The organism is Gemmatimonadota bacterium, from assembly GCA_016712265.1.
Taxonomy (GTDB): Bacteria; Gemmatimonadota; Gemmatimonadetes; order Gemmatimonadales; family Gemmatimonadaceae; genus RBC101.
On sequence record JADJRJ010000028.1, the window covers coordinates 752,452 to 770,042 of the forward strand.

At 68.1% G+C, this 17,591-nt stretch carries 18 protein-coding genes; 16 read left to right on the top strand and 2 right to left on the bottom strand.

Annotation, left to right across the window (positions count from 1 at the left end; translation table 11 throughout):
• Window positions 1–231 precede the first annotated feature (231 nt).
• The 5 genes from solA to IPK85_10100 all read left to right on the top strand — a co-directional run bounded on the left by solA (window position 232) and on the right by IPK85_10100 (window position 4,923).
• Window positions 232–1,365 (top strand): N-methyl-L-tryptophan oxidase, encoded by a 1,134-nt coding sequence (gene solA, locus IPK85_10080; GenBank protein ID MBK8247729.1) that lies wholly within the window; start codon window positions 232–234, stop codon window positions 1,363–1,365.
• Complete coding sequence (locus tag IPK85_10085; GenBank protein MBK8247730.1) at window positions 1,362–2,627, top strand: histidine kinase; 1,266 nt, start codon at window positions 1,362–1,364, stop codon at window positions 2,625–2,627. Before solA ends, IPK85_10085 begins: the two co-directional genes overlap by 4 nt.
• Window positions 2,624–3,382 carry a response regulator transcription factor gene (locus tag IPK85_10090; protein ID MBK8247731.1) on the top strand — a complete coding sequence of 253 codons (759 nt, stop codon included), beginning with the start codon at window positions 2,624–2,626 and terminating at the stop codon, window positions 3,380–3,382. The genes IPK85_10085 and IPK85_10090 overlap by 4 nt, the downstream gene beginning before the upstream one ends.
• A gap of 172 nt (window positions 3,383–3,554) precedes the next feature.
• Window positions 3,555–4,190 carry an Ig-like domain-containing protein gene (locus IPK85_10095; GenBank protein MBK8247732.1) on the top strand — a complete coding sequence of 212 codons (636 nt, stop codon included), beginning with the start codon at window positions 3,555–3,557 and terminating at the stop codon, window positions 4,188–4,190.
• A 133-nt stretch (window positions 4,191–4,323) separates the two neighbouring features.
• Entirely contained in the window at window positions 4,324–4,923 is a 600-nt protein-coding gene (locus IPK85_10100) for a YceI family protein (protein MBK8247733.1), read from the top strand.
• On the opposite strand, the gene IPK85_10105 is transcribed toward IPK85_10100, so the two are convergent.
• Both IPK85_10105 and IPK85_10110 read right to left on the bottom strand, forming a co-directional pair.
• Window positions 4,875–6,002, bottom strand: coding sequence for an alanine racemase (locus IPK85_10105; GenBank protein MBK8247734.1), 1,128 nt, complete (start codon window positions 6,000–6,002; stop codon window positions 4,875–4,877). The two genes, IPK85_10100 and IPK85_10105, sit on opposite strands and share 49 nt — an antisense overlap.
• A gap of 2 nt (window positions 6,003–6,004) precedes the next feature.
• Window positions 6,005–7,438, bottom strand: coding sequence for a DASS family sodium-coupled anion symporter (locus tag IPK85_10110; protein ID MBK8247735.1), 1,434 nt, complete (start codon window positions 7,436–7,438; stop codon window positions 6,005–6,007).
• A 143-nt stretch (window positions 7,439–7,581) separates the two neighbouring features.
• Between IPK85_10110 and IPK85_10115 the strand changes: the two genes are divergently transcribed.
• The 11 genes from IPK85_10115 (at window position 7,582) to IPK85_10165 (ending at window position 17,558) form a co-directional block, all read left to right on the top strand.
• Entirely contained in the window at window positions 7,582–8,124 is a 543-nt protein-coding gene (locus tag IPK85_10115; GenBank protein ID MBK8247736.1) for an RNA polymerase sigma factor, read from the top strand.
• Window positions 8,121–8,483, top strand: a complete 363-nt coding sequence (locus IPK85_10120; protein MBK8247737.1) for a hypothetical protein — start codon at window positions 8,121–8,123, stop codon at window positions 8,481–8,483. Before IPK85_10115 ends, IPK85_10120 begins: the two co-directional genes overlap by 4 nt.
• Window positions 8,456–8,746, top strand: coding sequence for a hypothetical protein (locus IPK85_10125; GenBank protein MBK8247738.1), 291 nt, complete (start codon window positions 8,456–8,458; stop codon window positions 8,744–8,746). The genes IPK85_10120 and IPK85_10125 overlap by 28 nt, the downstream gene beginning before the upstream one ends.
• A 13-nt stretch (window positions 8,747–8,759) precedes the next feature.
• Window positions 8,760–10,229 (top strand): HEAT repeat domain-containing protein, encoded by a 1,470-nt coding sequence (locus IPK85_10130; protein ID MBK8247739.1) that lies wholly within the window; start codon window positions 8,760–8,762, stop codon window positions 10,227–10,229.
• Entirely contained in the window at window positions 10,226–11,026 is an 801-nt protein-coding gene (locus tag IPK85_10135; protein MBK8247740.1) for a HEAT repeat domain-containing protein, read from the top strand. The genes IPK85_10130 and IPK85_10135 overlap by 4 nt, the downstream gene beginning before the upstream one ends.
• Window positions 11,027–11,156: 130 nt before the next feature.
• Window positions 11,157–12,524 carry a PAS domain-containing protein gene (locus IPK85_10140; protein ID MBK8247741.1) on the top strand — a complete coding sequence of 456 codons (1,368 nt, stop codon included), beginning with the start codon at window positions 11,157–11,159 and terminating at the stop codon, window positions 12,522–12,524.
• Complete coding sequence (locus tag IPK85_10145; GenBank protein ID MBK8247742.1) at window positions 12,521–13,909, top strand: sigma-54-dependent Fis family transcriptional regulator; 1,389 nt, start codon at window positions 12,521–12,523, stop codon at window positions 13,907–13,909. Before IPK85_10140 ends, IPK85_10145 begins: the two co-directional genes overlap by 4 nt.
• Window positions 13,910–13,911: 2 nt before the next feature.
• Window positions 13,912–14,460: a hypothetical protein gene (locus IPK85_10150; GenBank protein ID MBK8247743.1), complete on the top strand. Its 549-nt coding sequence runs from the start codon at window positions 13,912–13,914 to the stop codon at window positions 14,458–14,460.
• A 13-nt stretch (window positions 14,461–14,473) separates the two neighbouring features.
• Window positions 14,474–16,150 carry a hypothetical protein gene (locus IPK85_10155; GenBank protein ID MBK8247744.1) on the top strand — a complete coding sequence of 559 codons (1,677 nt, stop codon included), beginning with the start codon at window positions 14,474–14,476 and terminating at the stop codon, window positions 16,148–16,150.
• 23 nt (window positions 16,151–16,173) lie between these two features.
• Window positions 16,174–16,647 carry a GTP-binding protein gene (locus tag IPK85_10160; protein ID MBK8247745.1) on the top strand — a complete coding sequence of 158 codons (474 nt, stop codon included), beginning with the start codon at window positions 16,174–16,176 and terminating at the stop codon, window positions 16,645–16,647.
• A 257-nt stretch (window positions 16,648–16,904) separates the two neighbouring features.
• The gene (locus IPK85_10165) at window positions 16,905–17,558 is read left to right on the top strand and encodes a hypothetical protein (protein MBK8247746.1); all 654 of its coding nucleotides are present in this window, start codon (window positions 16,905–16,907) and stop codon (window positions 17,556–17,558) included.
• The last annotated feature ends 33 nt before the right edge of the window (window positions 17,559–17,591 follow it).

Consider the following 17,591-nt stretch of genomic DNA (forward strand, 5'->3'; position numbering starts at 1 on the left):
GTGCGTGGGCGGGGAAGGGACACTCGCGGCCGTATATAGTTGGTGTGGCACATCTTGGACGTGCCGGGGGGAGCGGAAGCAACCGCCTTCCGGGGGGCCCGGCAAGCAGCACGACACCGGGGATACCCCGCCTCCCTCCTTTCGTGTGGCGAGCTCTGCGGGGGTGTTTGCCGTGGTTGCCACCGACGGGGCCGCGAGTCAGCTTGACCAGCCTCAAACCAGACCCTCGCGATGCCCGCAGCATACGACGTGATCATCGCCGGACTCGGCGTGATGGGGAGTTCCGTGGCCCTCCACGCGGCGCGGCGCGGGCTCCGCGTGCTCGGGGTCGATCGCCTGGAGCCGCCGCACACCCACGGCTCTTCGCACGGAAACACTCGGTTGATCCGAGAGGCGTACTACGAACACCCGCTGTATGTGCCGCTGGTCCGGCGCTCGTACGCACTCTGGCGCGAGCTGGAGGCAGCGCGCGGTGAGGCCCTTCTGACTCGGACCGGTTCACTGATGGTCGGGAGGCGCGAGTCGGAGCTGGTTCGTGGGACGATCCGGAGCGGAGTCCAGCACGCGGTACCTCACGAGGTGCTCAGTGCAGAGGAGCTCCATCGACGCTTCCCGGGGTTCGAGCCTTCGGACGAGTTCGTCGGTGTTTACGAGCCCGGTTCTTCGCTATTGAACCCCGAGAGAGTTGTTACCGCTCAGTTGGAAGCCGCTCGCGAAGAAGGGGCGGAAATCAGGTTCAATGACGCATTACTGTCGTGGTATCAGTCCGATGATGCAGTCGGTGCGATACTCGGGAGTGGACGATGCGGGGCGGCCCAACTAGTCCTCGCAGCCGGGGCGTGGAACCCGTCCCTGGCATCTGATGCCTTGCGGAACGTGTTGGTCGAACGCCAGCTCCAGCAGTGGTGGACGCCGGCGAGGGCACCTGAGTGGTTCACGGCGTCCAACATGCCGGTCTCGATGTGGCAGCTCGCCGATGACCGGATCTTCTATACCATGCCCGACACCGGGCGTGGGCTGAAGCTCGGGTGGCACCACAACGGGCCGAACGTGGACCCGGACCAGGTGGATCGTGAGCCCGGTGCCGTCGAGAACGCGGAGCTGGCCGACCTGCTCCGCCGGTTCCTTCCTGCGGCCAAGGGAATCAGGGCCGCGAGCGCGGTCTGCCTGTACACCAATACTCCCGATGGCCATTTCCTCCTGGATCGTTGTCCGGCGGCGCCCAACGTGTGGTTGATGAGCGCGTGCTCGGGCCACGGCTTCAAGTTCGCGAGCGTGCTGGGGGAGATCATGGCTGACCTCCTGGAAGGGGGCGAGCCGGCGTTCGACATCTCTCCGTTTCGGTACGGGCGGTTCAGCGCATGACTCAGGGTGGCTTTACCTCGGGGTTCGCCGTCCTCGAACTCGAGCGGGATCGTGCGGAGCGATTCCTGAACGGGGTGCGCGTGGTGCTGCTCGTGGTGCTCGCGGTGGCCGCCGCGGTGTATGCGCCGTCGCTGAGTCCGGCGCTGAACCGGATGAACCTGATCGTCCTGAGCCTCACCATCGGATGGGCCGCGGTTCAGGTGCCCCTGTTCTATCGGCAGGTGCGACTCCCCAACTGGCTACGGTACGCCAACCCAGCAGCAGACGTAGGGGCGGTGACCGCGATCATCGTGGCGTATGGCGTGACGGCGACGCCTGCGTTGGCCCTGAAGACCCCCATTGTCGACGCCTATTTCGTGATCCTTGCGGCCTTGCCGGTCGCGTCATCCACCAGAAAGGCGGGGGTGGTCTCCGCGATGGCGGTCCTGGCGTATGCTGCGGTCGTCCTGGTGTTCTGGGCCGGCGGGCGACTCAACGTCATCCTCGATCCCGTGATCGCCAGTGGTGCGACGGCGGTGTCTCCACTCGACGAAGGGGCCAAGATCCTCCTCCTGGCGTGCGTGGGGGCAGTGGCCACGTACGCCACCCGGTGGCAGGAACAGCTCGCCATGCGGTATGCGGAGGCGGCGGATCATGGGGCGGAGCTAAAGACGCGCCTGGCGCGGACCGAGCTGCACGCCTTGAAGCTTCAGCTGCAGCCACACTTCCTCTTCAACACCCTCAACACGATCACCGCCTTGGTCCACCAGGATGCCCCGCGGGCTGAGCGGATGGTGTCCGGGTTGAGCGACCTGCTGCGCGCATCCCTGAACAGTGCGGGGGAGGAAGCGGTACCGCTCGTCCGCGAACTGGCGGTCCTCGCGCATTACGTGGAGATCCAGCAGGTGCGTTTTGGGGACCGGCTCCGCTTCACCGTCGATGTCCCGGCCGACCTGCAGGGCGCCATGGTCCCCAACTTGATGCTGCAGCCCCTGGTGGAGAACGCTATTCGGCACGGCATTGCGTCGCGTGCGTCCGGCGGCCAGGTATTGGTGAGTGCCGCGCAGGACGGAGAGTGGCTCCGCGTGCGGGTGCTCGACGATGGCGTCGGCGAAACGCCGGGACGGGTCCGTCGCGAAGGGGTAGGGCTGGGGAATACCCGCGCGCGACTCGAACAGATGTATGGCGCGCGCCACCGGTTCGAGGCCGTGGGTGACGCGCAGGGTTTTCGGGTCCAGATCGATCTTCCCTTCCAGGTGGCTCCGGCCGTGGCGGCACGATGACTCTCCTGCGCGTCCTGATTGTTGACGACGAGCCGTTGGCCCGCTCGCACGTGCAGTCACTCCTCAGCGGACGCACGGACGTCACCGTGATCGGGGAATGTGGGGACGGCGCCAGCGCGGTGGCCTGCATTGCCAGCGAGGCGCCTGACCTCGTCCTGCTGGATGTCCAGATGCCCGAGCGCGACGGCCTCGATGTGGTGCGCACCGTGGGGCCCGACCGCATGCCCTGGACCGTGTTCATCACGGCCCACGATGACTATGCCCTGGAGGCGTTTGAGGTTCACGCCGTGGACTACGTGCTCAAGCCGGTGAACCGCGAGCGATTTCATCGGGCCATCGATCGGGTGGCACGGTTGCACGCCGAGCGGTCGACGCCGGCCACCGCGCTCCGCGGGCTGCTGGGTGCTTTCGATGAGCAACGCGGGCCGAGCGGGCGCCTCGCGGTGCGCGCCGGGGATCGCGTGATCTATCTCAAGGTGGCGGACCTGGATTGGGTGGAGGCGGCCGGGGACAACGTGCGCTTTCACGTGGGGCGGCAGGTCTATGAGCAGCGCGCCACCATGGCGTCGATTGAGCAGCGTCTCCCATCCGCGTCGTTCGCGCGCATCCACCGATCGGTGATCGTCAACCTTGATCGTATCGTGGAATTCCAGCCCTGGTTCCAGGGCGACTGGATTGTGGTGCTCGGCGACGGGACGCGCTTGCAGTCCGGAAAGAGCTACCGAGCGCGGCTGCGCGCACTGACGGCCGAGTAACGGGCGGAGGCTGTTCGCGCCGCAGTCGCGATCCAGCCGCCCTTCGTCGTGCGAAACCAGCACTTCGTCGCTGGCGGGTGGCCCGCTGATCCGGTTCGGGCGACTATCGCGCGTATGCTGGTCGTTGGGCGCCACATGGCGACCCGACTTCCCTCGATCCCGTTCCGGCCCAATGCGTCCTGTTCGTCGGTGCCTCGCCCTTGCTGTTGGAATCGTGCTCTCCGCCTGCGGCGGGGGTGGGGATGACGGTGGCACCAATCCGCCGCCACCCGCGGCGACCCTGGGCTCCATTGTGCCGTCGGCGACCACGCTGAACCTCGGCGCTGGTCAGTCGCAGACGCTGTCTGCGACGGCGCGAGATGCCAACAACAACACGATTGCAGCGACCGGATACACCTACAGCTCCGCATCGAATACCGTGGCGGTTGTCTCCAGCGCGGGCCGGGTCACCGGCCTGTCCGCGGGCACCACGTCGATCACCGTGTCGCTCACGCTGAACGGGGTCACCAAGACCGCCTCCGTGTCGGTGACCGTGACCGGGGCGCTGCCGACCGCGGCGACCGTCGTCGCCGGGGCCACGACCAATGATTTCACCCCGGACCTCGTCGCGATTGCCCGGGGCGGGACGGTGACGTGGACCTTTGGGGCCCTGATCCACAATGTGGAGTTCGGGACGACCACCGGGGCGCCGCAGGGTATCGGCAATTCACAGAACACACAGGCCACGCGCACGTTCGCCAGCGCGGGGACGTTCGCATACACGTGCACGCTGCACAGCGGGCAGAACGGAACCGTCCTGGTTCCGTGAGCCCGCTCGACTCGCGGCCGCACGGTCGTGGGTTGCGGACCGAGGAACATGGGGCGCCGTCGTCGATCGTGGGGGTGGAGCAGGCAAATGGTCGGCGGCGGCGTTCCCAGTTCCGTTCAGCACACAATGAGGCATGACGTCCCGCGTTCTCGCGATTGAACCGAACGCCCTGCAGGTCCGCTTCGCCGTGCGTTGGTTTGGCGTGGTCACCGTGCGCGGCACCTTGTCCCAAGGTGAAGGAACGGTCACGTGGCACGGCGACGACCTGTCGCGTGTCGAGGTCTCGGCGGCCGTCGCGGCCGGGAGTGTCACGACGGGCGTCGCGCTCCGCGATCATCATCTGCGCGCTGAGCGTTTCCTCCATGCGGACCTGTATCCGTGGGTCCGGTTTACCTCGACGGCGTTTGCCCGCGAGGGAGGGCAGCTCGTGGTGCAGGGGCTGTTGAGCTGTCGTGGTGTCACGACCCCCGTGCGCGCAGCGTGCCCGCTCGATGAGCTGCGGCGTGACGGGGAGCAGGCGACAGTCTGTGCGCGGTTTGTGGTCTCACGCGCACGGCATGGCGTGGGTGTGCCGCCGGGGATCTGGCGGTACAACCCCATGTTCCTCGCGATTGCTGACGAGGTGCACGTACACGTGCGGCTTCGTCTTCCGGCCGGTGACGCGGAGCGCCTGGGGTTGCTCGTTCAGGGCGTCCGGCCGCGCGCGGCCACCGGCCACGACGACTCGACCTGATCGCCGCGCACCCCATGGATGGTGTCGTTGAGGTGCACCACGACACACACATGGTTGGGGACGATCCGCACCTGGTCGCCGACGCGCGGCCGCCAGCTGGAGGCCGACAGGTCCAGGATGCCGTGTTCTTCGCTCATCCGCGAGACGACAATCTCGGGACGATCGAGCAAGGCGCCAAACCCCTCGCCTGGCGTCCCGCGCATCGGTTCACGTCCCAGGGCCTTGCTACCACAGTCGACCACCGCCTGGCCGGGAACGGCCGTCGAAACGACGGTGCCGAGGACGGTGAACGCACAGTCCTCCCACTCACACGCACCGATCGCGGCCGTCGTGCGGTCATTGTACACATAGGTCCCGGGGCGGACTTCGGTGACGCCCGCGATTTCGTGCATCCGCCAAGCTGCGGGCGTTGAGCCACCGCTGACGATCCCGGGGGCCAAGCCGGCGTCACCGAGCACCGAGACCAGCCGCGTCAGGTCTCCGCGCAGCTGGTCCAGTGAGGCCTGCTGGGCGTCCACGTGCTCGCGAATGTGCCCCGGGTAGAACATGACCCCGGCAAAGGCCAGTGGCGCACTCGCGCGGATGTGCATGGCGAGGGCCAGCGCTTCTTCGGCGGATTGCACGCCGACGCGGTGCATCCCCATGTCGACCTCCACGAGCACCCGCACCTCCCGATCCGCCGCCCTGGCGGCGGCAGCGAGCGCATCGACGGCGATCATGGAGTCGAGCCCCACGGCCAGCCGCACTGCACGAGGCAACTGCATGACCCGGGCGAGCCTGGGGGCGCCCAGGAGCGGGTAGGCCAGCAACAGGTCGTTGGTGACCTCGGCCATGACTTCGAGTTCCCGCGGCGTGGCACAGGTGAGCCCCGCCGCCCCACGGCGCACCTGCTCGGCGGCGATGCGTGGCGACTTGTGCGTCTTGACGTGTGGGCGCAGGGACAGGCCGTGCAGGATCGTGTACGACGCCATGGCGTCGAGGTTGGTGCTCAGCCGGTCGAGGTCCACGAGCGCGCACGGCGTCTCGAGGTCCGCGAGCTGGCGCGGCCGGTCGGTGGTGTCGGGACGAATGGCACGCATGGTCACCACCAGCCCAGCAGTTTCCACCACGCCACGCCGACCGTGCCCCAGGTGCCTAACGTCACCAGGGACACGATGAACCCGAGGCGCCACCATTCCCGCTGGGTCACGTACTGGGCTCCGAAGTAGATGGGGGCGTGTGTCGTGCCATAGTGCGTGAGCGATGCGTCAAGGTTGGAGGCCGCCGCGAGGGACAACACGGCGAGCTGTGGCGGGGCGCCGGCCGCGATGGCCACGACGAGGAACGGAGTGAACATCGCCGTCGCATGGGCCGTGATGCTCGCGAAGGCGTAATGGGCGTAGAAGTAGATCACGACGAGGATCAGGAGCGCCGCCGTCCAGTCCCAGCCGGCCGTCCACCCGCCAGCGACTTCGGCGAACCGCTTCGTGACGCCCGTGTCGCCGAGGGCCTCCGCCATGCGGACGAGGCCCCCATACCAGATGAACGTATCCCATGCCTGGCGTTCGGCGAGCAGGTCGCTCCACTCGATCACCCCGGTAAGGAGCAGCGTGCAGACACCCAGCAGGGCGACCACCGCATAGTGGATCCCGTGGATCGACGGGGTCATCCAGAGGATGGCCACAAAGGCGAAGACCGCCAGCATGAGCTTCTCTCCGCGGATCATCGGGCCGATCTTGCGGAGTTCTTCACGGGCGAACGCGGTCGCGTGCGGTGTTTCCTTCACCTCGGGCGGAAAGAGGCGAAAGAGGACCCACGGCACGAGGAGCAACGCCACCAGTCCGGGAACGATCCCCCCCAGCATCCACTTGGCGTACGTCAGCTCAATGCCCGCCGCGTCCATGGCGAACTTCGCGATGATCACGTTGGACGCCTGGCCGGTGAGGAACATGGCGCACGCAATCACATCGCACTGGTACACCGTCTTCATCAGGTAGGCGCCCAGTCGACGGCGGGTGGCGCCCGGGGTGGAGTCGTACGCCTCGGAGAGGCTCCGCACGATCGGGAAGACGATCCCTCCCGCGCGCGCGCTGTTGCTGGGAACGATCGTGGCCAGGAGCGCGTCGGTCCCGACGAGAGCATAACCCAGGCCCAACGACTTGCGGCCCAGGGCGCGAATGAACAGGAAGGCGATGCGCCGACCGAGGCCGGTCTTCATGACGCCGCGCGAAATGAAGAAGGCACAGAGGACGAGCCAGACCACTGGATCGGAATACCCCTTGAGTGCCAGGGCCGGCGTCATCGTCTTCGTCACCGCCATGGCGCACACGCCAAACAGGACGACGGCGCTCGGCGGAGCAGGGCGCAGGATGCTCCCGACGATGGTCGCGAGGAAGATCGCGAAGAGCCGCCAACCCTCCGGGGTGATCCCTTCGGGCGCCCCAGCCAGGATGACCGCCAGCGCAACACCCACCACGGCGGCCCAACGCCACCAGGTCTGGTCGGCGAGGGGGGGCGAGGCGGCGGGGGTGGTCATGGGGGCGGCAATATGGAGCGCGGCACTGGCGACCGTAACCGGTGCCGTCGCACGTCCGCGCAACCATTACCGGGACCCCTGTGTCCCAAGGCTGACCTGATGGCGGGGCCGTCGGGGGGCACAACGAACCGAGCATACGGATCTTGGACGAACGCGCACTGGTGGCACGAGCGGCTGCAGGGGAGCCCGACGCGCAGCGGGCCCTCTACGACGCCCATGTCGACCGGGTCTACCGCCTGGCGTACCGCATGGCGGGCGACGACGACCTCGCGCGGGACTTCACGCAGGACACGTTCATCCGTGCCTTCGGCAAGCTGGGGGATTTTCGGGGGGAGTCCGCGTTTGGGACCTGGCTCCACACCATCACGATGTCGGTGGTGTTGAACGGGCTCCGGAAGGTCAAGCGGCTGCGGGCGCGCGAAACCGGGATGGAGGAGCTGGACACGTTAGGCACGACGACGCGTCGCGCGGATCCCGACCTTCGGGAGCGGTTGCATGGGGCCATCGACGCCCTGCCGCCCGGCTATCGCACGGTGTTCCTGATGCACGATGTGGAAGGATTCACGCATGAGGAGATCGGCCGGGCCCTCGGGATCGAGACCGGCACCTCCAAGGCGCAGCTCTTCCGGGCCCGGGCCCGGCTGCGCGAACGACTGGCCGCCTTTGCCGGAGCATGGAGCGCATGAGTGACGACGACATGTTCGACCGATGGGTGGTGGACGCGGCGGCTGAGTACAACCGGCCACCCGCGACGGTCCCGCGCGAGGCGATGTGGTCGGTGATCCGCGCCGGTGTTGCTGCCGCTCCCATCCCCGAGGCACGGCGGCTCGCTGCACGTAGCTGGACGCTTCGCCAGGTGGTGCCGCTGCTTGCTGCGGCGGCGGTCCTTGTGGCGGTGGCCTACCAGGCCGGGGTCACCACCGGCGCGCCGGGCCCGCCGGCCACGCCCCCCGTCCGCGTGAAGGCTCGGCGGTGTACGACGTGGCTACGCGTGACCTCTTCGACCGTGCCGAGCTGTTGCTGGCCACCACCCAGTCCTCGTTAGGTGGTGACACGGTTGATCCCGCTGTGACGCGATGGGCGCAAGACATGCTGTCCGAGACCCGGCTCCTGCTCGACTCCCCCGCGGCAACTGCGCCCGGTCGTCGCGCCCTGCTCGAAGACCTCGAACTGACGCTGGCCAAGGTCGTCCGCCTTTCCGGTGCGGCCAGCGCCGACGACAAGACCCTCATGGATCGCTCGTTGCGCGACGGCGACCTGCTTTCCCGCTTACGAACCTCTGTGCCCGCCCCAGTGCGCGGCACCTGACCAGGACTCTGCCATGAACCGAACCTTGCTCTCCCTGTTGCTCGGCGCCGCGATCCCGGTCGCCGCGCAACCCACCCTGTCGGACCTCGCGCGTGACGTCGTGGCCAGCACCCGCGCCCTCACCCCCGGCCTCTCGTCCCTGTCCGCCCTGAGCAGACTGTCGGCGCTGGCGAGCCTCTCTCCCCTACACGCGGACGAGCCTGACCAGGCGGCGGACTCCCTGTATCGCATGGGACGACGCGCCCTCGACCGTGGAGACTACCGACGTGCTGCCGAGCTGTTCATGCAAGTCCGGGCGCGCGATCGCAAGGCGGCTATCGCCGGCGACGCACTCTATTGGCATGCCTTTGCCAGCGCGCGCCTCGGCTCCACGGCCGGGCTGCAAACGGCGCTGGCATCCCTGGAGGCCCTGGCCAGCGAGTTTCCCCGGGCGATGAACCGCGATGCGCGGGCGCTCCGGGTACGCGTCTGCGGATCGTTGGCTTCCCAGGGAAATGAAGGGTGCGCCCGGGAGATCCGGGAAGTGGCCGGTGGCTCTGGCTCCTCGGGCGGGGGCACCGGCGTCGCTCGACCCCGCACGGCGGCCGGCCAGGAACAAGGGTGCCCGGATGACGACGATGACGAGCGCGTCGAGGCGCTCAATGCGCTCCTCCAGATGGATGCCGAGGCGGCGCTCCCGATCCTCGAGAAGACCCTCGCCCGTCGCGATCGCTGCTCGGCCGCGCTCCGGCGCAAGGCGATCTTTCTGGTCTCGCAAAAGCGCGAGGCGCGCTCGGCCGACATCCTCATGAACAGCCTGCGCTCCGACCCCGATGGCGAGGTGCGCGAGCAGGCGGTGTTCTGGCTCGGACAGCTGCGTGACGACCGTGCGGTCACCATGCTGGAAGAAATCCTCAAGACCGAGAAGGACGAAGACGTGCTCGACAAGGCGGTCTTCGCCCTGTCCCAGCACCGCAGCCCGCGCGCGGCGGCCATGCTCCGCGACCTGGCGCAGCGCGACAACGCCCCCAAGCAGCAACGCGAACAGGCGATCTTCTGGCTCGGCCAGCAAAAGTCCGCGGACAACGCCAACCTGCTCATCGGGCTGTTCGCGCGGGTGAACGACGAGGACCTCAAGGACAAGATCATCTTCTCGCTGTCACAGGTGCGGTCGCCCGCTACGGACAAGTGGATGCTGGACCTCGCGACCAACGAGAAGGAGGACGTGGAAGTCCGCAAGAAGGCACTGTTCTGGGCCGGACAGAACAAGGCCGTGTCCATCGAGGCGCTGGGCCAGATGTACGACCGCATGACGGATCGGGAGATGCGCGAACAGGTGATCTTCGTGGTCGCCCAACGACGCGATGCCGGCGCTGTCGAGAAGCTTATCGACATCGCCCGCACCGACAAGGATCGCGAGTTGCGCAAGCGCGCCGTCTTCTGGCTCGGGCAGTCCAAGGACCCGAAGGCCCTCAAGGCCATCGAGGAGCTGATCAACCGATGAATGCCCGCGCGATGGTCCCCGTCCTGAGGGCCGCTCTGGTCCTGGTCGCCGCCACCTCCCTCCCGGCTCAGTCCTCTCGTCTCAACGCGGTGCGCGACGGCCAGGTCCGCTTCACCTTCACCTTGCGTCCCGGGGTCTGTGGCCAGGGCCAGAACATCTGGCGCACCGGTCGCGTTGGCCGCGACGGGATCCGGCTGGACAACAAGGCCAGCCGTGATGTGGAATACGATGTCGAATGCGATACCGGTCCCGGGCGCGTTGTGATCGACAAGGTGAACGGCCGCGTGGACGACGTCCGCTTCTATGTCGGCGGTCGCTGGCGCACCGACGCCGCGGCCACCGACCTCGGCCAGCTCCCGGTCCGGCAGGCAGCGGACCTCTTGCTCGACATCGCCAGGACCGGTGAAGGCAAGGCGAGTGAACGCGCGATCTTCCCGGCGACCCTGATCGATAGCGTCGAAGTGTGGCGCGAGTTGATCCGCCTGGCCCGTGACGAGTCCAGGCCGCGTCGCGCCCGGACCCAGGCCGTCTTTTGGCTCGGACAGGCCGCCGAGGCTCCGGCCACCCAGGGTCTGAAGGACTTGGTGGGCGAAGCGGCCATGGACCGCGAAGTCCGCGAACAGGCCGTGTTCGCGCTGTCGCAAAGACCGAGGGACGAGGCGATCCCCGCGCTGGTGAACATCGTGCGGACCAGCAAGGACCCCGAACTGCGCAAGAAGGCGCTGTTCTGGCTCGGGCAATCCGGCGACAAGCGAGCCATCGACCTGATTGAAGAGCTGCTGACGCGCGGCAAGTAGGGGGACGACTTGCGCCGGTGGGTGGCGGTGCGCACTGTGCCGCCATCCCTGGCCCCGGCTCCTGAGTTCCTCCGACGACTACCGCGCCCTCTTTGACAAGGGCACCGCACCGCAACTCCTCCTGGATGCGGTGCAGGCGGTAATCCTGGAGGCGAACCTCGCGGCCGCCGACTTTTACGGCGCCCAGCCGGCCGCGCTCGTTGGGCGCCCGGTCGCCAGCCTCTGGGCGGAACCGACGGCGCTCGATGACCTGCTCGAGCTCGGCGCCACTATTGGGGTCCACCTGACCGAAGTGGTCCATCGGCAGCTCTCCGGCGACACCCGACCGGTCGAGCTGTACCTCTCACCGATGCCGCACCGCCGCGTGCACGTCATTGTGCACGACACGTCGGAACGCGCGCGTGCGGAACAACGCGCCCGCGAGCTGCATGCCGAGCGCGTGGCGCGCGCGGTGACGCAGCAGGCGGCCGACGAGTGGCAGGCCACCTTCGACGCCATCTCCCAGCCGATCTTCGTCCTGGATGGTCAGGCGAGACTACAGCGCGGTAACCGCGCCGCAGCCGCACTGCGCGGCGCGGCCCCTGGTCTCCCGAATGGCGTCACCCTCGGGGACGTGGCCCGTTCGCCGTTCTGGGCGTCGCTCGCGCAGGTGGCTACGGAACGTCAGCTCGGTCGCCAGCTGGCCGACGAAGCAGGGCGCACGTGGTCCGCCAGCGCCGTGGCCAGCAGTGACGACCAGCGGGTCATCCTCGTGCTGCAGGAGCTCACCGCCCTGCTCGACCTGCAATATGAGGTGCAGCGCCGCGAGACGATGGCGCGCATGGGTGAGCTGGTGGCGGGGGTCGCGCACGAGGTGCGCAATCCGTTGTTTGCCATCTCGTCGCTCCTGGACGCGGCGCGACACCGGCTGGCGGCGCAGCCGGACTTCGCACGGATGGCCCCCATGCTCGATGCCCAGGTCCAGCGCCTGTCGGACCTGATGCGCGACCTCCTCGACTACGGCCGGCCGGCGGCGCTCGAACGACGCCCGACCCCGCTCGCCGAACTTGCGCACGCAGCCGAGCTGGCCCTGGCGCCGCTGGCGGCCTCGGCGGGGGTCCGCCTCCGGTGGCAGCTCGGGGCGAACGGCGACCGGGTTGTGGAGGTCGATCGGGTGCGATTCGGGCAGCTGCTCGTGAACCTCGGCGCCAACGCCATCCAGCATGCGCCGAGGGATAGTGAGGTCACCCTGTCTGCCCGCGAGGGGGATGCGACGGTCGAACTGGAGGTCAGCGACCGCGGGCCCGGCTTCCCGCCGGACGTGCTCCCGCACGTGTTCGAGCCCTTTGTTACCCGCCGGCCGGGGGGGACCGGTCTCGGACTGGCGATTGCGCACCGCGTCGCCCACCAGCATGGTGCTAAGATTCAGGCCGGGAACCGGGTCGATGCCAATGGCGTGGTGCAGGGGGCGGTGGTGACCCTGCACGTTCCTGCCACCCCCCTCCCCGTGCCCACGTGACCACGCCCCGCCTGCTCCTCATCGAGGACGATCCGGTTATCCGGTTCGCCGTTCGCGACTTCATGGAAGCCAATGGCTATTCCGTGACCGAGGCCGCGAGCGCGGGCGAGGGCGAACGGATCTTCGAGCGTGAGCGGCCCACGGTGGTGGTGTCGGACTACAAGCTTCCGGATGCGACGGCGATCGACCTGCTCCCGCGCCTTCGCGCGACGAGCGCGACCACGCCGATCATTGTGTTGACCGGTCATGGATCCGTGGAGTTGGCCGTCCAGGCGATGCGAGAGGGCGCCGAGGACTTCCTCACGAAACCGGTTTCGCTCCCCACGCTGCTGGTCGTCATCGAGCGAGCGATGGAACGTCAGCGTGAGCGGCAGCAGCGCATGGCGCGTCAGGTCAGGCGCGAGCGAGCGCCCCTGGATCCGTTCCTGGGGACTTCGGCGGCCATTCAGCGCCTCCGGGACCAGGCGGTTCGGGTCGCGGAGACCGATCGGCCCGTCCTGCTCCGCGGGGAAACCGGGTCCGGCAAGGGAGTGCTCACACGCTGGATTCACGAGAACAGTCCTCGGCGCGATGAGCCTATCGTCGACTTGAACTGCGCGTCGCTCCCGCGGGAGCTGCTGGAGAGCGAGCTGTTCGGCTACGAACGAGGCGCGTTTACTGGCGCGGTCACCGCGAAGCTTGGCCTCGTTGAGCTGGCGAACCGTGGCACGCTCTTCCTCGACGAGATCGGCGACATGGAGTTGTCGCTCCAACCCAAGATGCTCAAGGTGGTCGAGGACCAGGTCTTCCGCCGGGTCGGGGCCGTCAAGGATCGGCAGGTCAACGTTCGCCTGGTGGCGGCCACGCACCAGGATCTTCCCGTGCTCGTGTCCGATGGGCGGTTCCGCGGTGACCTGTACTTCCGAATCAGCACCCTGCCGCTGTACGTGCCACCGTTGCGCGAACGGGTGGAGGATATCCCGCTCATCGCGCGACGACTGTTGGACCGCCTCGCGAACGAGATCGGGGGCGTGAGCATCGACCTTTCCCCGGAGGCACGGCGCGCCCTCGAGTCCCACGACTGGCCCGGCAACATCCGCGAAATGCGCAACGTCCTGGAGCGCGCGGTCCTCCTGGGATCCCGCACCGAAGTCCGCGCCAGTGACCTGTTTTTCGATGTCCGAGGTCGTACCCCGGACGCCGTGCCGAGCGACTCGGACACCTTGACGCTGGAAGATGTCCAGCGGCGGCACATTATTCGCGCACTGGAACTGGCCAACGGGCGCGTGGATGTGGCAGCTTCGCGCCTGGGCGTTCCGCGCTCGACCCTGTACCAGCGATTGAAGGCGATGCAGATCGTGGCGGCGCGCCCCGGTGGTGCCTCGCCTTCCAAAGAAAAGGAGTGAGAATGACCGATCCCCGAACCGCGCCGAACGGCGCCGACGCCCCGTCCGACTCCGGGAACGTCGACAAGATCCGCGATATCCTGTTCGGCACGCAGATGCGGGACTACGACCGCAGGTTCGCCGCCACGGAGGAGCGCCTCCAGCGCGAGGCGACGCACCTGCGGGAGGACCTCGGTCGTCGGATGCTCGCCACCGAGCAGTACCTGCGCTCGGAGATCGAGACTTTGACGACGGCCCTCAAGGCCGAAGAGCGCGATCGCGTCCAGGGCGTGCGCGAGGCATTGGACGGTATTGCCGCGCTCAACCGTGACCTCACAGCGCGCCTCGCCGCGCTCACCGATCAGACCCAACAGCAGCAGCGCGAACTGCGGGCCCTCCTGCAGGAAATGCAGCGAGCCCTCGGCGAAGAGATGGCGCGCCGGCACGACGACCTGACCGATGCCCTCCGGCGTGAGGCATCGGAGCTGCGTCATGCCAAGGCGGACCGTGCAACGATGGCGGCGATGTTCGCCGAGTTCGCGGAACGCCTGGCGGCAGGCGACTCGCGGTAGGGGCTCCTCCATCGTGTCCGGCGATCGGTATGGTGAGCTGCGCGATATCCTCGTCGGGCCGGAACGCGCGCGTCTCGATGCGATTGACCAACGCCTCGATGACCCCGGCCTCGATGTCGACGCCGTCAGTGCCGTGCTGCCGGAGGCCGTGGCGCGGCGCGCCACCGATCGTGCGTTAGGCGCCGCCCTCGGCCCCGTGGTGGGCGACGCCATCAAGGCGTCGGTGCGACGCGATCCGCAACCACTGGTCGACGCGATCTTCCCCATCATCGGCCCGGCGATCCGTCGGGCGATTGCCACGGCCTTCGCCGAGTTGTCGCAATCGATCAATAGCACCCTGGAGCACGCGTTCTCCCCTCGCGGGATGCGATGGCGCATGGAGGCGTGGCGCACGGGAAAGACCTTCGGCGAGGTCGTGCTGTCGCATTCCCTCGCCTTTCGCTGCGAGCAGCTCTTCCTGATCCATCGCGAGACCGGCTTGCTCCTGCGACACCTGACGGCCCCCGGGGTGAAGGCATTGTCGCCCGACATGGTGGCCGGCATGCTCACGGCCATCACGCAGTTTGCCCAGGACTCCCTCGAAGTCTCCACCCAGGAGGGACTCGACTCCTTCGCCTTTGGGGACCTCACGGTCTGGGCAGAGCAGGGGCCGGCCATCGTGCTTGCCGCCGTGATCCGTGGGCAGGCACCCGTGACATACCGGGAGACCTTGCAGGAGGCGGTGGAGGCAACGCAGCGCGCCCATGCCGAGGCGATCGAGGCATTTGGGCGGGACGGCCGCCCCGTTCCTGTACGCGACGATCTGCTGGAACCCTGTTTGGTATCGCAACAAGTCGAACGCGCACGTCCCGCGGGCACCTGGCGCCTCGCCGCCGCGGGGCTGCTCCTTCTGGCCGCCGTCGGCAGTTGTGCCGTCCCGCGATACCTGCAGGCGCGCCGCGTGGACCGGTACCTCGATCGCCTCCGGACCGAACCCGGCATTGTCGTCGGCGACGTCGGCAGGAGCGGTCGCGCTGTGGTTGTGAGCGGTCTGCGCGATCCGCTCGCGGCGGATCCCCGGTCGATGCTGGGCGAGTATGGCCTGGACACGTCCCGCATCACCGGGCATTGGGAGCCGTACATCGCCTTGCGTCCCGAGTTTGTCCTCAGGCGAGCAGGGGTTCTGCTGAAGGCGCCTTCCGGGGTCCACGTCGAGCTGCGTCACGATACGCTATCCATTTCGGGGACGGCCGGGGCGTCGTGGTTGCGCCACGCGCGCGCGGTGGCACCGGCCATCGCGGGGGTCGCGGCGCTTGACCTTCGCATGCTCCGGGACTCGGTCGACGTGACGTTGGAAGCCATGGCGGACACGGCCGAGGTATTCGCCGTCGTGTTTGACCGCGGGGAGCAGTGGCCCCGCGCCGGATCTCGTCCCGTGCTCGATTCACTCGCGCGCACCCTCGCCGGACTCGTGGCCCTCGCGGAGGGCGCCGAACGTGACATTCGGATCGAGGTGCATTCATCGACGGACAGCGCGGGCTCCCACCTGGTAAACCGGGCGCTGCGCGAGAGCCGCGCGCGTGTGCTCCGGAGTCTCCTGGCTGAGCGTGGGGTGCCGTGGGACCGGCTCGCTGCCGTCCCGGACTCCGCGAGCGGCGGGCGGCACGGCTACATTCGAGTCCACCTCCGATCGAACACGGAATCCCAGTGAGCGTCATCCAACGCAAGGTGTGCATGCTCGGCGCCACCGGGGTGGGCAAGACATCCCTCGTCAGGCGCTTCGTTGAAAGCCTCTTCTCCGAGCGATATCAGGCCACCATTGGCGTAAAGATCGATCGGCGGCTGGTGGAGCTGGACGGGCAGCAGGTGAGTCTCCTGTTGTGGGACCTTCAGGGAGAGGATGACCTCCAGCGCGTCCGCCTGTCGTATCTGCGGGGAGCCTCCGGCCTGATTTACGTGGCAGACGGGACGCGCCCCGAGACCCTGGACACCGCCCGGTCGATTCAGGCCGGCGCCATCGAGACCATTGGTACCGTGCCCTCGCTTCTCCTCGTCAACAAGAGCGACCTGACCGCAGATTGGCGCGTTGACGACGCGACGATCGCGACCCGCGGACCCGAGGGCGTCGCCGTTCTTCGGACGTCGGCGCGTGAAGGCACCAACGTCGAAGCAGGATTCGAACACCTCGTGCGGACGATCGGGCTCTAGACCGGCAGGCCCAGGGTCCGGGTTTCGGCTCCCGACTCTGGATTTCCGACGTGGGACGGACGCCCGCGCGAGACGGTGTCCTGCTGCAAGTGCTGCTGGCGCAACGGCTTGTGCGCCGCGACGTGGTGCCTGGCTCCTCGGAATGACCTGTGCATTGGCGGGTGATGGTTCTCCATCTCCTTCATGCCCCGCCTGCGCACACCGATCGAGCAATGTCCTTCAGGCGCCACCCTCACGCTCCGCGGCGCCTGACGCCGATGTCGCCACAGGACGCTGGGGTCGACGGCGGAGTGACGCTGCGACGCGAATCGATCTGGTACGTCGCGGGCTCAACCGGGCATCCGGTGGAGCGCCGCGGCCACTTCGTCGCCGCCGTGTGGAGTGCGTTCATGCATTCCGGTCGCCTTCGAGCGTTCGAGCGCGTCGGCATTCCGCTACTTCGCGCGATGCGAGGCGTGCAGGGAGCGCGCATCGCGGTCATTCGCCTGTCGGCGTCGACCTTTGACGTCGGGGAGACCCTGCGCCTGATTGACCAGGCGGGGAGCATAGAGGCGATGGTGATGGTAGAGCTGGCCGGGATGTGGTCGGCGCCCGCGCTGGAAGTCCTTGGCGCCATGCGGCCTGCCTTTGTGCGGGTTCGTCACGAGTACACCTCGGGGGCGAGCGTACTCCCGGAGCAGTCGCGACGACTGCTCCAGCTGAGTGATTGCATGGCGCGCACGTCGACGCCGCTGGTGGTGCAGGGGCCCCTTGAGTGTGAGGACGATGCCGCCGTGCGTGCGGCGGGGATCGACCTGCGCGTTGTGACCGACTCTGGTGCCGGGGATTCACCCTGGCCGGCCGTGGAGTCGTTAGGCGCTCCGGCGGCTCCCGTGGTGCTCGACTTTCCGCTCCGTCCCTCTGGGAGATAGACGTTGGGGGTCTGGGCGGGCAGACGACTGCGC